A 15,638-nucleotide genomic window follows, 5' to 3' on the forward strand; every position below is an offset into this window, starting at 1 on the left:
ATCACGATGCATCCTGTGATTCTGGCTGTGCTTCAGGCGCAACCGGAGGCGCAAATCCCCGCAGTCCTACCACATGCACATGCTCGGTATTCTGGAACACTTTACGCACCAGTTTATAGGTTGTGCCTTTTTCCGGACTGATATTCTCAGGCGCCGCAATGATCAACTGCATCTGTAACCGTTCGCAAAGCTCAAACAGGGTGGCAATGGACTTGGCATCCAAACGCGCCGCTTCATCAAGGAACAGCAGACGGCAAGGTGAAATGTCTTTACCACGTAAGCGGCTGGACTCTTCTTCCCAGCTTTGCACCACCATCACCAGAATGGACATCCCGGTACCAATCGCTTCCCCGGTCGACAACGCACCACTTTCTGCACGTAACCAGCCATCGGACCCACGATTCACTTCCACTTCCATTTCCAGATAGTTACGGTAGTCCAGAAGTTCTTCACCAATGGTTTGCGGCGTACGCTGTCCCGTATCAATCTGTGGATTCAGACGCTGATAGAGTTTCGCCAGCGCTTCAGAGAACGTCAGGCGATTACTGTTAAACAGATCCTGATGTTGCTCATGCTGTTCGGACAACACGGTAAGCAATGTCGAGTGTGCTTCGCGCACATTCACATTCAAACGCACGCTATTAACCTGTCCGAAAGAGACACTCTGCAAGCCCTGGTTAAGCATGCGAATACGGTTCTGCTCACGCTGGATAGTCTTGCGAATAATATTCGCCACACTACGGGAACTGATTGCCAGTTTCTGCTCACGGGAAGTCAGTTCTTCGGTCAGACGGCTCAACTCAATTTCCATCTGTTCAATGGCTTCAACCGGGTCATCGGTACGAATGATATCCTGACGGATACGCTCCCGGAGATGCTGATATACCGCAACAAAGAACTGAATTTTTCTTTCCGGACGTTTTGGATCTTCGGATAAACGTAAAACATCGCGCAGATGTTCATTATCGGCAACCGCCAGGCGAAGCGCACCCAATGCCTTATCCGACATAGAACGCAGTTCATCCGCTGTCTGATAGGCCAGCTCCCGACGGTGTAAGCGGCGTTCAACGCCGTTATCTTTCACCATCCGCATCACCGCACACCAGCCAGCTTTCGCCACCACAACCTGTTCACGTATTTCCAGATAGTTACGTTCCAGCTGTTTGAGTTTACGGGTCAGGTTATTCATTTCCGCTTCGCAGAACGTGAGCTGTTTTTCCAGCTGGTTACGGCGTAGACGGTTACTGTTGAGGCTGGCATGCAATTCATCCCGACGAATACGCGCCCGCTCTTCTGCTCCGCTGTCAGCACGGACACCAATATCCTGAAGCTCTTTATGCAGTTCTTTCAGTAGCTCATTCTTGGTGTCAAAGGCACTTTTCAACGACGCCAGCAACTGATTGTATTGGCCTAGCTGCTGAGTATGCTGGCGTAACGTATCACGAGCACGCGCTCTGTCGCTTTCCGCCTGTGCCAGACGCTGACGTAATTTTTCGTTTAAATCACTGTTACCGTCGAGCATCGCTGCCGAATCACTGTAGCCAAAATGCGCCCGACGTTGCACCACTTCGGTTAACGAGAACGCACGCTGACGAGCATCACGCTGCATTTGCTGGGCATGGGCATAATCATCTTTCAGTTGCTCAAACTGTTCAGGATCACTTTGCAGAACACTGACCACAGCCTCCAGTTTTATCAACTGATTACCGTGCTGCTGCATAAAGCGCGCCGCTTCCTCTGCCTCATCAAGGTGCGCCTGTATCTCTTCGCAGCGGTCGACCAGCGTTTCATCGCTTAATACCCCAATACGTGGCAGCAGGCGATTAAGCTGACTGACGCCCTCCTTCGCTTGTTCAAACTGTACATGCTGATGCTGGGTGGCATTTTCATGTTGGCTGATAGCGCGTTCAAGCTCACCACGGCGGCTGCTTAACTGACGCAGCTCCACTTCAGGATCGTCGTCAAATGCCACGCCTAAGTGCTGGCCAATAAAACGGCTGAATGCATGGTGCAAACGCTGATTTTTCTGAACATCAAACGACAGTGTTGCAAAACGTTCGGAGAGAATTTCACGCTCAGCATGCAGGGCTTCGATGCGGTTTTCACGCGCGGCACGGCCAAACAGGGGTAATTCTGGCAACCGTGAATAGCGCCACTGCCGATCGCCACTCTTCACTAAAACCGCGCTGGTTAACTCTTCAACGCTAAAGACACTGTCATCGAAGGAGGAGGGATCGCCTTCAATAAAATAGAGATCTTCCGGACAATCTTCCAGACTATCAAGATGTGTACGCACCAGCGATAAATCGGGTACCACTATCGCGTGACGAGACGGACCATAGAGTGCTGAAAAATAAGGTGCATCATCAAGGCTGATGTCGTCATAAATTTCCGACAACAGTACACCACCAAAGCGCTCCGCCAGAGTATTAAGACGAGGATCGCCGGCACCACCAGGCTGACTCAGTAATTCAATTTCTTCATCGACCAGGCGTTTTTTATTTCCGACTTCGTCTCGCTCAACGGTCGACTCACGTTCCAGCTCCAGCAGTTGCTGCATGTACTCAGTCACTTGCTGGCTAGTTTCAAACTCTTCATGACTTTGTTCACATAGCTGATTAAGACTGGTTTGGGCAGCAATCCATACCGGAGCACGCAAGTTCAGCATTTTCACTCGCGCCTGTAGCTGTTCCAGCTCCTGGCGTAGAGCAGCACGCTGTTCACTGGCTTCAGAAACGGTATGCGAAAGCGTTGCTATTTGAGCTTCCAGCTCATCATGCAGCGCTTCCAGATCCTCAGGATCGATTTGTTTACCCTGACGCTTACAGAAGTCATTCAGCAGTCGTTCTGCTTCTTGTTGATCGCGGCGGCGCTGTTCCAGCTCGTTTAAGCGCATACGCAGAGGTTGTACCTGGTCTGACAGATGGCGCTGGTTATGACTGTCACGAATCAGTTCGCGTGCCGTTTCAAAGGCATCACCGCGACTGACTGGCCCATTAATTGCGGTGAGTAACTGATAGGCTTGTTCAAACTGGCTGTGTGCTGTTTCGGAAACACGAATTTTTTGTTCCAGGGACAATAGCGTTTCGGTCGCTTCTGTCTCTTTTGCCTGGAAGGTTTCCAGCCATTCCTCAGCACTATCGAGAGTCAGGTCTGGAAGATGGCACTGACTGCGCGCACGTTCCAGCGCTTCAAGTGCTTGCTGATACTGAATCGCCCGCGTCTGTTGAACGTCGAGTGCCTGCTGGTAATCAGCAAGCTGGCTTTTCAGCTCATCCACTTCCAGATCTGTTGCTTCTGTACGTGCTTCATTTTCTTCTTGTTGTTCAATCGCTTCGGCAACAATTTCATTTTGTTCTTCAAGGCGGATCTGAAGCTCTTCCAGATCCCCTTCGTAACGCTCAATTTTCTCTTGCTGACGCAGCGCGGTTTGTACCAGATTTAAATTGTCACTGGCTGCCTGATAGGATGCCTCGAGATCTTCTTCAGCTCCATTGTGCTCGCCAAGTTCACGCGCCATCTCCACATGCTTATACTGCTCAGCAGCCAGCTGCTGGCGGCTGATAAACAGCTCACGCCGCCACTCCAGCGCTTTATCAAGATGAACGCGTCGCTCATTGGCATGGCGCATATAGTCAGCAGCCACGTAATGCGTGGCTTCAGTGATCAGATGCTTAAACAAATCACGATCAGACTGGGTGACACGAATCGCTTCCAGCGTCAGGCGGTTTTCACGTAATGCCGCCTCCATATCCTGGAATGCTTTACGTACTCCGCTGTTTTCCGGCAACAAATAGTCACGTAGTGAACGGGTAATGGCGCTGGAGATCCCGCCATACAATGACGCTTCAATCAGCCGGTAATACTTACTACGATCGGAGGCGGTACGCAGACGACGCGCGACAATGCCTAAATCAAACATCAGAGAGTGATATTCGGTTATCGAGTTAAAAGCTTTGAACTGAACATTTTCAATTCCCTCAACTTTCTCTTTTAACTCGTTCAGACTCAGTACCCGAGCCTGACGCTCATTCAGCGTTTCGGTTAACAGTTGGGTGGGTTTAAATGTGTCTGGCAGACCTTGAATGGCAAAGGGTTTGATATCCACTTTACGGTCGCGGCCAGCAATTTGCTGAAGACGCACCCCGACCATTACGCGCTGGTGACGGGAATTTACGACATCCAGCACCGCATAACAGACCCCGGCTTTCAGCTTACCATGCAGCCCCTTATCCCGAGAACCAGAAGTGGCACCCGCTTCAGTGGTATTACGAAAGTGCAGCAGCGTCAGATCAGGGATCAGGGCAGTAACAAAAGCCGCCATTGTCGTAGACTTACCCGCGCCATTACCACCCGATAATGTAGTGACCAGCTCATCAAGATCAAAGGTACGGGCAAAAAAACCGTTCCAGTTAACCAGCGTTAGTGAGCGAAACTTACCGCGTTCAATCATTCCTGTTCATCCTCCGCGTTACCTGAATCAGCAACGACTTCTTCTGTCTCATCGTCGAGTTGTAAGCGATTCTCTATAGGCATCGCCTCGCCATCACGGATCATCCGTAACTGTGCCTCACGTGGGTCATCACCACTGCGTACATCAGCACCAAAACGGAATACAGACTCGGTGATACGAAACTTACTGCTGTCGTGCCCCATAAACCAAATCATACCCAGACGACGCAGACGCGTCAGCGAAGCGCGGACTTTTTCCTGGAGTTTCTGGCGATCTAAATCAGAGCCTGTGGAACGGTTATTTACCAACTTGAGGAGTTTGCTCTCATCCGCCAGGGTCAGCAATTCATCATACAGTTCAACCTGAGTGAAGATACCTTCATTGGCCAGTCGTTCCGGACTCAGGTAGAGATAGCAGAGTATTTTTCCGACCATCATATCCAGCTCTGACAAGGTAGAGCGGGGAATAAGGGTGCTTGAGCGGGGACGGAGATAGAAAAAGCCCTCCGGGGCGCGGATCAGTTCGACATGGTAGCGCGCATAGAAGGATTCCAGGTAAATCTGGAAGTCCATTAAAAAGGCATGATTATCCAGCTCATCCTGGCTGATATGGCGCCCGGCACGTAACTGGCTATCGAGGGCCGGAAAGAGAGAGTTCGCCAGCGCCTGTGCCAGCTTAGCTGGCATCACGTGTTCAATATTTGTTGATGACATGCGCTTGTACCTTGGCTCCATAATCATTAATTGTTTGCCAGTTCGCTGGCAAACCGGTGAAATCAGCTTCCGCTATCCCTAAACGTACGGCTTGGTCAACCACAATTCGGGCAACATCAAAATGACGCGCTCGCGGATATTGGGCCAGAAACTCTTTCATTACCAGGCCTAAATCTAGCGGGATCTGCTGCGTTTTATAGGTCTGAAGTGCAGCTTCAATCAGGGCTGCCAGCTGTTCGCGTATTTCATTAAATTCTTCAAATTCCAGGCTGTCAGGCAACTCACCGGTCACCTCTTCATCCCGCAGGCTCATCTCTTCATCACGCATATCAAGCAGACGGTCAGCACTGGCATAAGTCAGTGTCCAGGGGGTATCGAGATAGGTCTGTACTGATTGACGTAAACGCTGGGCAAAAACGCGGTTTTTATCCATATCAATGGCGGTACGAATAAATTTGTGAACGTGGCGATCGTAGCCAATCCATAAATCAATTGATTGCTGGCCCCAGCTTATAATACGGTCGAGCTTTGCTTGCAGATCAAAAATCAGCCTGTCGATAAACTGTAAATCGTCATGGCCCACTATTGAGTCCTGAATGCGCAACAGATTGGCCTGCATTTTATCACCGGCAGCTTCCAGAGTATCTTGCAGTTCGCGCAGGGTGCCTGAGGTTTCTGACAGTAACAGCTCACAACTTGAAATGGCCGCTCGCCAGTCTTTATTCAGTAACTGAGAAATTTCGTCTTTCACCAGCTGTTGCTGCTCATCCATGATGCGCTGTGTCAAATCAATACTGTCGAAGATCTCCGCAACCGAATATTTGAGTGGCGCATAGACATTACGATGCCAGTGAATTTCATCCCCTTGTTCATCGGCCGCGTTGGCGGCATGTTTTAACTCACCCGCGACCACGGAAAGTTGCATCGATAGCCTTAAAGTAGAGAATTCACGCTGACGAATATAGTAGTCAGTGATCCCCATTCCTAGGGGGGTAAGGCGGTAAATGGCATTACCATCAGATGTCTCACTGACAAAACGGTTAATCAAGCGCTGACGCACCAAATCGTTAATCGCATTATTGGCTCTGACCGCAATGGTTTCACTGGTCTGATCAAAACCTTCACTGACGAAACGAAAGGCATCAACCAGCTCACCTTCGCTCAGCTCGCCATCCAGCCGCTCACCATTCAGAGTGGCAATCGCCAATAAAAAAGTAAGACGTTCAGTGGGCAGGGAAATAGAAAAATCATTTTTCCTGGCCCAGGTAACCAGTTCCGGCACGGTCTGGGAAAAACCACTCATAATTTATCCTTTGCTCTGCGGCTTAAACGCGGTGACATGAATATAGCGGCCAAAACTGATATAGGGTTCTTGCCGGCAATAACGCGTCTCAAGCGTCAGCAAATCATCGAATTTTTCTTTTTGGTGCTGTTTATTACGCAGGTAATCATGAAACACCCGTACACCGGTTTTTCCGGTAATTTCCCAGCCAATTTGCTCCAGCCAGTGGTAGACCTGCTCTGGCTGCAGCGGATTGTTGGGTGACAATGTACGTTTTTTCTTCTTTGGCATTCCTTGCTCAACATATTCCAGATTACCGACCACCATATTATGCATCAGTAATCCATTAGCATTGTAAAACATCAGCGACAAAGTTCCCCCAGGGCGCAAACAATGCCAAAGAGACTCCAGTACCGCTTGCGGAGAGGCAACCCACTCCAGCACGGCATGAAATAATAACAGATCTACCTGACTGTCCAAATGCTGTGCCATATCCTGAGCAGATGCCTGGATAAAATGCATCCGATCACTGAGTCCCTGCTGTATAGCTTGTGCTTTCGCCCGGACGATCATTTCGCCCGAGACATCACATAATGTCACCTGATGACCACGTTCTGCAAAACGGAGCGCTGTTTGCCCTTCCCCACCGCCTGCATCGAGCACACGGAGGCCTGGAGGTTGGGTTGCAAGAAATTTATCCAGATCCTGCCAGAGGATAGCCTGTCGTAGTTGGCCTTTAGTCGTGCCATAAATGTTGCGCGAAAATTTTTCGGCGATATCGTCAAAATTACGATCGGCCATTAATCCAGCTCCGTGGCAAAAAGGGTCACCTGACAAAACACTTATTTTGGCACAGCCCGACAGATAATGAACCCATTTGGTGTAATATCGCCAGAGTTTACCTGCCAGATGGCTAAAAAAGGAGCCAGAGTTCATGTTTTTCGTGCTAAAAAAAGTCGTTGGTGGCCTGCTACAACCTCTGCCTTTGCTATTGTTACTGATGGGTCTGGCTATTATTTTGCTCTGGTTTACCCGCTGGCAAAAGACAGGCAAGGGTCTGCTTACCTTCAGCTGGCTAATATTATTGCTGTTAAGCCTGCAACCTGTTGCGGACAGATTACTGAAACCTATCGAAGATACCTATCAGACAAGGCTGCAAAATGATGGGGTTGATTATATCGTGGTTCTGGGCGGAGGCTATACCTGGAACCCAGATTGGGCACCAAGCTCAAATCTGTTTGCCAATAATCTACCGCGAGTTACTGAAGCTGTCAGACTGTGGCAAACACGCCCGGAAGCAAAATTAATTTTTACCGGTGCTGCGGCTATCGGCAATAACGTCACCACTGCGGACGCCGGTGCGCGGGTTGCTGAAAGTCTGGGTGTACCGCGAACGCATATTATCACCCTCGACATGGCCCGGGATACCGAAGAAGAAGCGCAGGCCGTCTCAACTATCGTCGGACAACAGCCTTTTATTCTGCTGACTTCAGCTTCACACCTGCCACGTGCAATGATTTTCTTTAACCAGGCAGGCATGTATCCTCTTCCGGCCCCGGCTAATCAGCTGGCTATCACTTCCCCGCTGAATCCCTGGGAAAGAGCATTCCCCTCACCCACCTGGCTGATGCACAGCCATAGCGCGGTTTATGAAACGCTGGGGAGAATGTGGCAGGCACTGCGCGCGCCAAAAGAGACAGCAGAAAATTGACATCCTCTCCGCCCTGAATGAACTGACCCGATAAATAACGATATTAAGATGCTGGAGAAGTATAAACGATAAACCAGACACGCCGCGGTTTGGGTGTCTGGTTTTGGCTGTGAAAACGTTAAATCACTGAATCATACTTAAACGCACGCGTTCTAAATCTTCCGGGGTATCAACGCCCACCCCCGGAACTTCTTTTGCAACCGCAACATGGATTTTTTCACCGTGCCACAATACCCGCAGTTGCTCGAGCATTTCTATCTGTTCCAGCGGGCTGGCGGACCAACTGACATAACGGCGGATAAATCCAGCCCGGTAACCGTAAATACCAATATGGCGTAAAAAGTGCGAGCCAATTTGTTCGCGGCTGTGCATAAAACGCTCACGATCCCAGGGAATTGTCGCACGGGAAAAATAGAGCGCATACCCCTGAGCGTCCATCACCACTTTTACGGCATTAGGGTTAAATGCCTCTTCAGCTGTCGTGATAGGTACAGCCAGGGTCGCCATACCGGCCTCACTGGCAGCAACATTATCGGCAACCTGCTTAATAATCACAGGCGGGATCATCGGCTCATCCCCCTGTACATTGACAATCACCTGATCATCGCTGAAGGCACATTTTTCAATGACTTCCGCCAGCCGCTCCGTACCCGACTGATGATCGGGGCTGGTCAGGCAAACTTCTCCGCCCGCCGCTTCGACTGCATGGGCGACATCAATATTATCAGTGGCAACAATAATTCTGTCAGCGCCTGACTCACGAGCCCGTTCCAGCACATGGACAATCATTGGCTTGCCGTTGATATCCTTTAGCGGTTTGCCTGGCAAACGCGTTGAGGCGAAGCGAGCGGGAATAATCGCGACAAAACTCATGGGTGGATCTCGTCAGAAGTTAACGTCCGTGCTTCGTTTTCCAGTAATACCGGAATACCGTCGCGGATCGGGAAAGCCAGACCATCAGGCTTACAAATAAGCTCTTGTTTATCGTGGCTAAAATGGAGCTTCCCATTGCACACAGGGCAAGCGATGATTTCAAGTAAACGACTTTCCATAACAACTCCTGGAGGTATTCTTACAATACCCATAAATATACCCAAATAACTCGAATTTCTGGTGAAGAGAATTCTAAAATGGCGCTAAGTATGACCGGTATCACTCTCTTTGAGTGATTTCCCAGCCCAGCCCCCAAACCTCTCTGAAGGTAGCAGGGGCTCCACTCAGACGAACAGATGAAGCGGATTGCCACTGAGCAAATTCCGTCAGTGCAGCTTGTAATCCCGTCAATAGGCCTGCAGTTACCTTTATTCCTTCTTCAGAATAAAGATTAATGATTTCCAGCTCACCTTGCTTGCGATGCATTTTGGCATCTATTCTGCCAACCAGTTGACCTTTATGCAGTAAGGGCAACACAAAGTAGCCGTATTTGCGTTTTTCGGCTGGGGTGTAACATTCAAGCCGATAGGAAAAATTAAACAATGCCTCGGCTCTACGCCTGTCCCAGACCACAGGATCAAAGGGCGACAGTACTGTGCTATGCGTTGCCTTTAACTTATTGTTCCGGGCTTTTTCAAGTAAAGTATAGGCACTATGGTGCACCAGCATAGTGCCCAGAGAATCCACCTCAATCTGGCGTAATCGGTCAGAATCAAGTTCCGTCATAATCCAGGATTTTAAGGGGATATTCTTCAGACGATAGTAATCAGCCAGCCATTCCGGGCGAAAAATGCCTAAACTGCGGGCACTGTTATCCAACATAAGCCGTTCAGCCTGTTGTTGTTCCAAGCCATGCAAAGCGTCATCCCACTCCGGCATGACACGTTCAGTCAAGTCATAGACTCGCTGAAAATTGCGTCGTTCAATGACCATCAGCTTGCCAGCGGTAAACAAACCTTCGAGATGCTTTTTTTGTGGCTTCCATGACCACCAGCCGCTGGCACCTTTGCTTTGTGCGCTAAAATCAGCAGAGCGTACAGGCCCGTACTGCTCAATATGTTTTAGTAGTTGTTCAATATCAGCAGCATGTTGCTGCATCCATTCAGGTCGGTACTTCCACCCCATGTTGTCCGGATTCAGCATCCGGTGACGTATCAGCTTAAAATCTTGCCTGGGTAAAAAGCAGGCCTCATGCGCCCAGTATTCAATCAGATCCCCCTTGGCCAGAGCCTGATTCAGTAATTCTGGCGGGTAGCATCCGAGACGGCTAAATAGCACCAGGTAGGGACTGCGGGCAACAATATTAATGGTATCGATTTGCAGTAATGACATGCGTGAAATGGTGTCATTGATGGCCTGATGATCAACCGACAAACGAGGTTTATACAGTAATCCTTGAGCAGCAAGATGTATATTTCGGGCCGCTTGAAGCGAAATATTTAAAATAGTCATCTGCGGCTTCCTGTCATTAACGAACGACGCTACGTGGCATAAACGTTACTTGACCAACTTAACCAGTGAATCGAGCAGAACCGTGGCAGCAGGAGAGTCAAGATGAGCATCAACCGGTAAATACCACCAGTCAGACTCTGTCCCTGCATATCTGCGATATTTGACCGCGTCTTTTTCTGTCATCAGTAATGTCTGGCCGGGCTGGGTGAGAGCATTAATCTCTCTCTCTCCTAATGCCTGATGATCGGTCAGTGCCACCGTTTTTACGGGTACAACACCGGCACTGACAAGAGTATTAAAAAAACGAGGCGGATGCCCGATACCGGCCATCGCCACCACATTAGAGAGTTGTTGCAGTGGCAGACGCCTGCCACTATTGAGATGAACCACCTCACCCGGAATAAGCTGCATCGCTATTTCATGAGCGCCTGCGGTTCCGCCATTAACAATCACAGCATCAACCGTATCAAGGCGTGCTGCTCGCTCCCGCATCGGTCCCGCAGGCAACCACCAGCCATTGCCAAAACGCCGAACGCCATCCACCACCACAATTTCTTTATCCCTCGCCAGGGCATAGTGCTGTAAGCCGTCGTCTGTAATAATAATTTGCGGTGATGTGGATACGAGTAATGCCTGAACAGCCGCGCTGCGTTTTGGAGCCACCGCGACACTGGCTCCGGTACGTTGGTAAATAAGTACCGGTTCATCTCCTGCTTCTGCCGTTGAAGTATCAGAAGTCAGTATTAAGGGATACGAGGCGGCTTTTCCACCATAACCCCGTGACACTACTCCAACTTTGATACCACGCTGCTGTAACTGCTCCACCAGCCAAATAACTACAGGCGTTTTACCATTGCCGCCAGCGGTAAGATTTCCTACCACGACCACTGGAACCGGTGCCCGCCAAGACTTGCGCAGCCCCAGTTTATAAGACAGGCGAATGGCGACACTAACAAGACCGTAAAGCCAGGAAAAGGGAAGCAACAGCAAATAGAGCCACGACTTCCCCGACCAGATACGTTCAATCATGCGCCAAACTGCATTTTATGAAGCTGGGCATAAATACCAGCTTGTTCCAGTAACTCATGATGAGAGCCACGCTCAACAATACAACCATCTTCCACCACCACAATTTCGTCGGCTTTCTCGATAGTCGACAAGCGGTGAGCAATCACCAGGGAGGTACGGTTTTTTTGCAGCTCATCTAACGCAGCCTGGATAGCACGCTCAGATTCGGTATCCAGTGCCGAGGTCGCTTCGTCGAGAATAAGGATTGGGCTATCACGTAATAAAGCGCGAGCAATGGCAATACGCTGCCGCTGTCCGCCTGAAAGCATGACACCATTTTCCCCTATCACGGTATCGAGTCCTTTTTCCATCTTATTGATAAAGTCCATCGCATGTGCCATGCGTGCGGCTTTTTCAATATCTTCCCGTGAATACTGCTCAGTACGGGCATAGGCGATATTATTGGCGATAGTGTCATTGAACAAATAAACATGCTGAGAAACCAATGCCACCTGATTACGCAGTGAAGCCAGCGTGTAATCATGGACTTTATGCCCATCGATCAGGATCTCACCCTGTTGGGCATCGTAGAAACGCGTAATAAGACTGGCGATGGTTGATTTTCCTGAGCCAGAACGCCCTACCAGAGCAACCGTTTTGCCTGCCGGGATCATTAAATTCACATCGCGCAGTGCCGGAATATCACGGCCAGGATAGGTAAATGTCACATTACGGAACTCGACATCACCTTTAGAACGTTCAATCACCCGTTTACCGCTGTCTTCCTCTTGCTCAGAATCCAGAATAGCAAACAAAGTCTGACAGGCTGCCATTCCACGCTGAAACTGTGCATTCACGTTAGTCAGTGATTTCAATGGGCGCATTAAAGCAATCATTGAGGAGAAGACAACCGTGATCGTCCCCGCTGTCAGCGTTTCCATGACACTTGGGAAGCTCGCAGCATACAAGACAAATGCCAGCGCCAGAGAGGCAATAAATTGAATCACCGGGTCTGCAATCGATGAAGCTGATACCAGTTTCATTCCCTGCTGGCGCATACGGTTACTGACTTTATCAAAACGCTTAGTTTCAACTTCCTGACCACCAAAAATCAGGACTTCTTTATGCCCTTTAAGCATCTGTTCCGCGCTGGTCGTCACATGCCCCATGGTGTTCTGCATATTTTTACTGATATTGCGGAACCGTTTTGAAACAAAACCAATCGCTAAAGAGACTATTGGTGCCAGCACGATAAGGATCAATGAAAGCTGCCAGCTGTACCAAAACATCAGTACAAACAAACCAATAATTGATGCTCCTTCACGCACCACAGTCACGAGCGCGCCAGAAGAAGAGGAGGCAACCTGCTCAGAGTCATAGGTTATGCGAGATAACAGAGTACCTGTGGATTGTTGGTCAAAGAAAGAGACGGGCATCCCCATCATATGGCTGAACAGACGGCGACGCATATGCATCACCACTTTACCGGATACCCAGGAAATGCAGTAAGACGAAACATAACTCGTGATACCACGCAATACCATCAAACCAATCACCACTAATGGCATCCACTTCAGAACGGATGACTCCGTTTTACCAAAACCGTCATCCAGTAACGGTTTAAGTAACGACAGCATAAAAGTGTCGCTGGCTGCGTTAAGTACTAACGCCATTGCCGCGACAATCAGGCCAGCCCTGAAAGGGGAAATCATCGGCCAGAGCCGGCGGAAAGTCTGCCACGTGGAAAGATCTTTATCGTTAAGCATTAAATCGAACCAGCCTTATAGTAAATAGCCGTACATTCTACTCATTATCACCGATGACGCCAAACCACTGATGATACCAACGGGGCATTATTTGCTCCCGGAATCCAAAAACTTGCCATTTTTCGTGGTCTATTGAGAGAGTCAGTTGACCTGAATGGGGCGTATCGTACCACTGGTAACCATTTTTTTGGTAACGATTGACAATCCTGGCTGAAGGCAAGTGCCACTGGTTATAGCGTGAGGTGGAGGCAAATGCCACCTTACCTGCAACAGCTTTTAACAATGCTTCAGTCGATGAAGTTCGGCTTCCATGATGAGGAACCTGAATAAAATCCGCCTCCAGATGCTGATTCTCTCGCCTCAGCATGGCGAATTCTGCGCTCGCCTCCAGATCCCCCGTCAGTAATAATCGATGATAACCGTCACTTACTCTGACGACACATGAATTATTATTCCCCCGCAAACGCTCTTCTGGCGGCGGCCAGTGAACATCAAACTGTAGCCCTTCCCACTCCCAGTTGATGCCGCGATAGCATGGCAGATGATTATCCCAGCCCAATGAACTGCGGACACTCACGGAAGGTAACAAACGTTGCAAACTTTTTAGCCCGCCAATATGATCCAGATGTTCATGACTTAACACAATGGCATCCAGTGTCAGGTCATGCCATTTTAGCCAGGGAATGATGGTTTGAATCGCCGCATCTCCCTTCGCCCACACTCCTCCAGTATCGTAGAGCAACACCCGATTATTACGAATAAGAGCAACAGCCAAACCATGCCCGATATCCAGCATAGTCATTTTCCATACCGCAGGTGGTGCTAAAGTACGATGGTGACCAAGAATGACAGCCGTTATGGCGACAAGTAAAGCAGTTTTATAATGTTTCCAGGCGCCAGTACGCCAGCAGACGACGCTAATCCAGCCGAAAAAACTTAGCCACAGCATCCGCTTTTCAACGCTAACCCAGCCGTCGGGCAAAGATGCCAGTAACTGAAACAGAACAGCCAGTACCCTGTCAGCTATCAGCCAAAGATACTCCCCCACCAATGAAACATCATTCAGAAATAATGCTGCTATAAGCAAAGGAACCACGACAAAAGAAACCAGTGGCACTGCAAATAAATTCGCCGCCAGAGCGCTAAAACTGATGCCATGAAAAATATGAATCTGTAGTGGCAGCAGTAACAACATAATTCCTGCCTGTAAATGCAGTAGCTGTACAGGATAACGCAAGTACCAGGACCAGGTTCTCACTCTCTCGGGCAAGGGCACCCACTGATACCAAAAAATTAGCACCGCGACTGCCAGAGCAGAAAGAAAAAAACTCTCTGATAATAAGACCAACGGATTAGAAAAGAGTAAGCCGGCAATACAGACCAACCAGACGTCCCATGATGACCAGTTTCGACCACTGATGCGTAGTGAAGACCAAATTATCAAAGCAAACATTGCACGTAATGCAGGCGGATTGCTACCCGACAACCAGGTATAGCCTGAAGCCATAACCAGCGCGCAAAACAACGGAAATCGAAAACCGATATAATACGCTGGCAGCACTATCTGACATGCCCTCCCCATTAACCACCCGAGTCCGGCTGCCAGAGAAATATGCATTCCAGAAATAGCCATAAGATGCGCCGTACCGGTCTGATTAAGCAATTGTTTATGCTGTTCAGACATCTGGCTTCTGTCGCCAAACAAGAGTGCCATCATAATGGATTGCATCGGTAAGCGGCCAATATGGCGTTGCACTGCCGACATCCATTGAGATTGCAGACTACAGCTCTCAGAAAGGGTTTGAGCCGTTAATACTCGCCCACTAAATAATATGCCCTGTGCGAGATAAAATCTCTGGTTATCAAAATTCCCCTCATTTAACTGTCCATGTAGCGGGCGCAGTTTCATTGAGACCTTAAGATGCTGGCCCGCACATACTGCTGTAGGTAGCCGCGAACTATAAATTCTTACCCCCGGCTGAGGAAACAGCAGCCTTCCAGACAGGCTCACTATTTTTGCCTGGTGATGTTGTTGGCCATCACTGCTGGTTATCACTATTTCAGCATTTACTGGGGTGGTGGGTATCTGCTGAAAAAAGGCCAGGATCTGAGCCGCTGACAGACATCCCCAGCAAAAAAAAAGCATAACCAGTCCAGCCAGACGAGAGATTTTTTTTCGACCTGAGAGTAAAAGCAGTGCGACACCGATCAGCGTAATCAGCAAGATCTGGGAGGGAATAACAGGCAGCCACCCTAAAGGAAGAAGCCCGATAATTAACGTCAGACAAACAGTTCTCGGCATAAACACACTCTTATCGCT

Annotated in this window: 11 protein-coding genes; 1 reads left to right on the forward strand and 10 read right to left on the reverse strand. The window is 49.2% G+C overall.

Going from position 1 to position 15,638, the window contains the following annotated elements; genetic code table 11:
- Position 1: 1 nt before the first annotated feature.
- The 4 genes from mukB to cmoM are packed head-to-tail and all read right to left on the reverse strand — an operon-like array spanning position 2 to position 7,249.
- Positions 2-4,453: a chromosome partition protein MukB gene (gene mukB, locus Q1A40_RS02660; protein ID WP_299997400.1), complete on the reverse strand. Its 4,452-nt coding sequence runs from the start codon at positions 4,451-4,453 to the stop codon at positions 2-4.
- Positions 4,450-5,166, reverse strand: coding sequence for a chromosome partition protein MukE (gene mukE / locus Q1A40_RS02665; RefSeq protein ID WP_299997403.1), 717 nt, complete (start codon positions 5,164-5,166; stop codon positions 4,450-4,452). The genes mukB and mukE overlap by 4 nt, the downstream gene beginning before the upstream one ends.
- Positions 5,147-6,469 carry a chromosome partition protein MukF gene (gene mukF / locus Q1A40_RS02670; protein ID WP_299997406.1) on the reverse strand — a complete coding sequence of 441 codons (1,323 nt, stop codon included), beginning with the start codon at positions 6,467-6,469 and terminating at the stop codon, positions 5,147-5,149. The genes mukE and mukF overlap by 20 nt, the downstream gene beginning before the upstream one ends.
- A 3-nt stretch (positions 6,470-6,472) precedes the next feature.
- On the reverse strand, positions 6,473-7,249 hold the full coding sequence (gene cmoM, locus Q1A40_RS02675) for a tRNA uridine 5-oxyacetic acid(34) methyltransferase CmoM (RefSeq protein WP_299997409.1): 777 nt from the start codon (positions 7,247-7,249) through the stop codon (positions 6,473-6,475).
- A 133-nt stretch (positions 7,250-7,382) separates the two neighbouring features.
- Between cmoM and elyC the strand changes: the two genes are divergently transcribed.
- Complete coding sequence (elyC, locus tag Q1A40_RS02680) at positions 7,383-8,159, forward strand: envelope biogenesis factor ElyC (RefSeq protein WP_299997412.1); 777 nt, start codon at positions 7,383-7,385, stop codon at positions 8,157-8,159.
- Between the two features lie 123 nt (positions 8,160-8,282).
- Here the strand turns inward: elyC and kdsB are convergent, their stop codons facing one another.
- The 6 genes from kdsB to Q1A40_RS02710 all read right to left on the reverse strand — a co-directional run bounded on the left by kdsB (position 8,283) and on the right by Q1A40_RS02710 (position 15,620).
- The gene (gene kdsB, locus Q1A40_RS02685) at positions 8,283-9,032 is read right to left on the reverse strand and encodes a 3-deoxy-manno-octulosonate cytidylyltransferase (protein WP_299997414.1); all 750 of its coding nucleotides are present in this window, start codon (positions 9,030-9,032) and stop codon (positions 8,283-8,285) included.
- Positions 9,029-9,211, reverse strand: a complete 183-nt coding sequence (locus tag Q1A40_RS02690; protein WP_299997419.1) for a Trm112 family protein — start codon at positions 9,209-9,211, stop codon at positions 9,029-9,031. Before Q1A40_RS02690 ends, kdsB begins: the two co-directional genes overlap by 4 nt.
- A gap of 100 nt (positions 9,212-9,311) precedes the next feature.
- Positions 9,312-10,544 carry a winged helix-turn-helix domain-containing protein gene (locus tag Q1A40_RS02695; RefSeq protein ID WP_299997422.1) on the reverse strand — a complete coding sequence of 411 codons (1,233 nt, stop codon included), beginning with the start codon at positions 10,542-10,544 and terminating at the stop codon, positions 9,312-9,314.
- A 45-nt stretch (positions 10,545-10,589) separates the two neighbouring features.
- Complete coding sequence (gene lpxK / locus Q1A40_RS02700; protein WP_299997425.1) at positions 10,590-11,573, reverse strand: tetraacyldisaccharide 4'-kinase; 984 nt, start codon at positions 11,571-11,573, stop codon at positions 10,590-10,592.
- Complete coding sequence (gene msbA / locus Q1A40_RS02705; RefSeq protein ID WP_299997427.1) at positions 11,570-13,318, reverse strand: lipid A ABC transporter ATP-binding protein/permease MsbA; 1,749 nt, start codon at positions 13,316-13,318, stop codon at positions 11,570-11,572. Before msbA ends, lpxK begins: the two co-directional genes overlap by 4 nt.
- A 37-nt stretch (positions 13,319-13,355) precedes the next feature.
- A complete protein-coding gene (locus Q1A40_RS02710; protein ID WP_299997430.1) occupies positions 13,356-15,620 on the reverse strand; it encodes a DNA internalization-related competence protein ComEC/Rec2 in 2,265 nt (754 codons plus the stop codon).
- Positions 15,621-15,638 lie beyond the last annotated feature (18 nt).

The sequence above is a fragment of the uncultured Cedecea sp. genome, from assembly GCF_947498825.1.
GTDB lineage: Bacteria > Pseudomonadota > Gammaproteobacteria > Enterobacterales > Enterobacteriaceae > JGM124.

Excerpts from the sequence above, each read along its gene's own strand:
- mukB (WP_299997400.1), bottom strand. The coding sequence starts at position 4,453 with ATGATTGAACGCGGTAAGTTTCGCTCACTAACGCTGGTTAACTGGAAC.
- mukE (WP_299997403.1), bottom strand. The coding sequence starts at position 5,166 with ATGTCATCAACAAATATTGAACACGTGATGCCAGCTAAGCTGGCACAG.
- mukF (WP_299997406.1), bottom strand. The coding sequence starts at position 6,469 with ATGAGTGGTTTTTCCCAGACCGTGCCGGAACTGGTTACCTGGGCCAGG.
- cmoM (WP_299997409.1), bottom strand. The coding sequence starts at position 7,249 with ATGGCCGATCGTAATTTTGACGATATCGCCGAAAAATTTTCGCGCAAC.
- elyC (WP_299997412.1), top strand. The coding sequence starts at position 7,383 with ATGTTTTTCGTGCTAAAAAAAGTCGTTGGTGGCCTGCTACAACCTCTG.
- kdsB (WP_299997414.1), bottom strand. The coding sequence starts at position 9,032 with ATGAGTTTTGTCGCGATTATTCCCGCTCGCTTCGCCTCAACGCGTTTG.
- Q1A40_RS02690 (WP_299997419.1), bottom strand. The coding sequence starts at position 9,211 with ATGGAAAGTCGTTTACTTGAAATCATCGCTTGCCCTGTGTGCAATGGG.
- Q1A40_RS02695 (WP_299997422.1), bottom strand. The coding sequence starts at position 10,544 with ATGACTATTTTAAATATTTCGCTTCAAGCGGCCCGAAATATACATCTT.
- lpxK (WP_299997425.1), bottom strand. The coding sequence starts at position 11,573 with ATGATTGAACGTATCTGGTCGGGGAAGTCGTGGCTCTATTTGCTGTTG.
- msbA (WP_299997427.1), bottom strand. The coding sequence starts at position 13,318 with ATGCTTAACGATAAAGATCTTTCCACGTGGCAGACTTTCCGCCGGCTC.
- Q1A40_RS02710 (WP_299997430.1), bottom strand. The coding sequence starts at position 15,620 with ATGCCGAGAACTGTTTGTCTGACGTTAATTATCGGGCTTCTTCCTTTA.